Below are 3,233 nucleotides of genomic sequence, written 5' to 3' on the forward strand. Positions count from 1 at the left end.
GTGTCGTCACCGTGGCCGGGGTAGACGACGGTGCTGTCGGGGTACCGCGCGAAGAGTTTCGTTTCCACGTCGGACAGCAAGGAGAAGAACTTGCCTGCGTCCGCGGTCTTTCCCACACCGCCAGGGAAGAGCGAATCTCCGGTGAAGAGGTGTGTCCGCTCGCCGCTCTTCTCCGTGAGCGCCAGCGCGATGGAGCCGGGTGTGTGACCGGCGAGATGGATCACGTCGAAGGTGAGGTTGCCGACTGTGACGGAGTCGCCCTCGTCGAGCAGGCGGTCGGGACGGACGGGGAGCGGCTGCGCGTCCAGCGGGTGGGCTGCGGTAGGAACGCCGGTGGTAGCTGCCACATTCTCGAGTGCCAGCCAGTGGTCGCCGTGCTGATGTGTGGTGACGATCAGCTCGAGGCCTGGGGCGTGCTCGGTGACCAGCTGGTTGATCCGGTCGGCTTCGTTGGCGGCGTCGATCAGGACGGATTTGCCGGTGTCGGAACAGACGACCAGGTACACGTTGTTGTCCATGGGGCCGACGGACATCTTGGTGATCGTGGCTCCCGGAACAGTTCGGCGCTGCGGCGCGGAACCGGGGGAGACGTGGCCGGTGTACGAGTCTTCTATCACCATGGGCTGCTGGGTCATGTTGGGGAGGTTACCGTCGAATACAAGCAGGTGAGTGGCGGGTCCGTGATCGGGTACGGAGAACGTGTCGGTGGCCGCGCTTACCATGACATGGCCGGAGTCTGCGGTCACACGCGTCCTCGGCTGCTGTCGAACAATGAAGGGACTTGGAGTGGCGGATCGCCTTATCGTGCGGGGTGCCCGTGAGCACAATCTGCGAGGGGTCGATATCGATCTGCCCCGCGACAGCCTGATCGTTTTCACGGGATTGTCGGGGTCGGGCAAGTCGAGCCTCGCGTTCGACACGATCTTCGCGGAAGGACAACGACGCTACGTCGAGTCGTTGTCGGCGTACGCACGGCAGTTCCTCGGGCAGATGGACAAGCCGGACGTCGACTTCATCGAAGGCCTGTCTCCGGCGGTGTCCATCGATCAGAAGTCGACCAACCGCAACCCACGATCCACCGTGGGCACCATCACCGAGGTGTACGACTACCTTCGCCTCCTGTACGCCCGCGCCGGTACGGCGCATTGCCCCGTGTGTGATGAGCAGATCGCGCGGCAGACCCCGCAGCAGATCGTGGACCAGGTGCTCGATATGGAGGAGGGCACCAGATTCCAGGTGCTCGCGCCCGTCGTCCGCACGCGTAAGGGCGAGTTCGTCGATCTCTTCGACCAGCTGAACGGGCAGGGCTACTCCCGCGTGCGCGTCGACGGTGTCGTGCATTCGCTCGCTGACCCGCCGAAGCTCAAGAAGCAGGAGAAGCACGACATCGAGGTGGTCGTCGACCGCCTCACCGTCAAGGCCGGCTCCAAGCAGCGGCTCACCGATTCCGTCGAGACGGCGCTCCGCCTCGCCGAGGGGATCGTGATTCTCGACTTCGTCGACCGTGAAGAAAATGCTGCAGACCGCGAACGCCGATTCTCCGAGAAGCTGGCCTGTCCTAACGGCCACTCGCTCGCCATCGACGATCTCGAGCCGCGTTCGTTCTCGTTCAACTCGCCGTACGGCGCCTGCCCGGAGTGCACCGGACTCGGTATCCGCAAGGAAGTCGACGCCGATCTCGTCGTGCCCGATCCCGAGTTGTCGCTCGAGGACGGTGCTATCGCACCCTGGTCGATGGGCCAGAGTTCCGAGTACTTCGGACGACTGCTGTCGGGGCTCGGCGACATCCTCGGCTTCGACATGACGACGCCGTGGAACAAACTCCCCGCCAAGGCGCGCAGAGCCATCCTCGAGGGCAGCCAGGAACAGGTCCACGTCCGCTACAAAAATCGGTACGGGCGTACCCGTTCGTATTACGCCGAGTTCGAGGGCGTCATGCCTTTCCTGCATCGTCGGCTCGACCAGACCGAGTCGGATCAGATGAAGGAACGCTACGACGGCTACATGCGTGAGATTCCGTGTCCCGCGTGTGGTGGTGCACGACTGCGCCCGGAGATCTTGTCCGTCACCATCGCGAGTGAGAAGTTCGGGAAGAAGTCGATCGCCGAGGTCTGCGAGCTGTCGATCTCCGAGTGCTCAGACTTCCTGAACAGCCTCACGCTCGGCTCCCGGGAGGAGGCGATCGCCGGGCAGGTTCTGCGCGAGGTCCAGGCCCGCCTCGGATTCCTGCTCGACGTCGGGCTCGAGTACCTGTCGCTGGCCCGCGCCGCCGGCACGTTGTCCGGCGGTGAGGCTCAGCGCATCCGCCTTGCCACCCAGATCGGCTCCGGGCTGGTCGGTGTCCTGTATGTGCTCGACGAGCCGTCCATCGGTCTGCATCAGCGCGACAACAGGCGTCTCATCGAGACCTTGACCCGCTTGCGCGACCTCGGGAACACGCTCATCGTCGTCGAGCACGACGAAGACACCATCCGCGCGTCGGACTGGGTGGTCGATATCGGCCCGCTCGCCGGCGAGCACGGCGGCAAGGTGGTGCACAGCGGCACCTATCAGGAGTTGCTCGACTGCGAAGAATCGCTCACCGGTTCCTACCTGTCCGGTCGGAGCCAGATCGACGTGCCGGCCATCCGACGGCCCGTCGACCGGAAGCGTCAGGTCACGGTGGTCGGTGCTCGTGAACACAATCTGGGCGGCATCGACGTCAGTTTTCCGCTCGGTGTTCTCACCGCGGTCACGGGTGTGTCCGGGTCCGGCAAGTCGACCCTCGTCAACGACATCCTCGCGACGGTCATGGCGAACAAGCTCAACGGTGCCCGCCAGGTTCCGGGACGGCATACCCGCATCAACGGACTCGACCACCTCGACAAGCTCGTGCGGGTCGACCAGTCACCGATCGGCCGCACACCGCGTTCCAACGCCGCCACCTACACCGGTGTTTTCGACAAGATCCGCACGCTGTTCGCCTCCACCACGGAAGCGAAGGTTCGCGGGTACCAGCCGGGACGGTTCTCCTTCAACATCAAGGGCGGTCGCTGCGAGGCGTGTTCGGGCGACGGCACTCTCAAGATCGAGATGAACTTCCTTCCCGACGTCTACGTGCCGTGTGAGGTCTGCCAAGGCAAGCGCTTCAACGAAGCGACCTTGCGGGTGCGCTACAAGGGGAAGAACATCGCCGAAGTGCTGGAGATGAGCGTCCGCGAGGCGATGGTCCACTTCGCGGTACACCGAGACAT

The 3,233-nt window shown here is 64.2% G+C and carries 2 protein-coding genes; one reads left to right on the top strand and one right to left on the bottom strand.

Translation table 11 applies throughout. The annotated features are described in order from the left end of the window. On the bottom strand, positions 1 to 635 hold a 635-nt coding region (locus WAW17_RS23735), incomplete at its 3' end, for an MBL fold metallo-hydrolase (RefSeq protein WP_422335353.1). Positions 636 to 786: 151 nt separating this feature from the next. Between WAW17_RS23735 and uvrA the strand changes: the two genes are divergently transcribed. Beyond that, positions 787 to 3,233: excinuclease ABC subunit UvrA (uvrA, locus tag WAW17_RS23740; RefSeq protein ID WP_422335354.1), on the top strand; the 2,447-nt coding region annotated here is incomplete at its 3' end.

It is taken from the genome of Rhodococcus sp. (in: high G+C Gram-positive bacteria) (assembly GCF_049286785.1).
In the GTDB taxonomy this organism is placed as follows: Bacteria; Actinomycetota; Actinomycetes; order Mycobacteriales; family Mycobacteriaceae; genus Rhodococcus_F.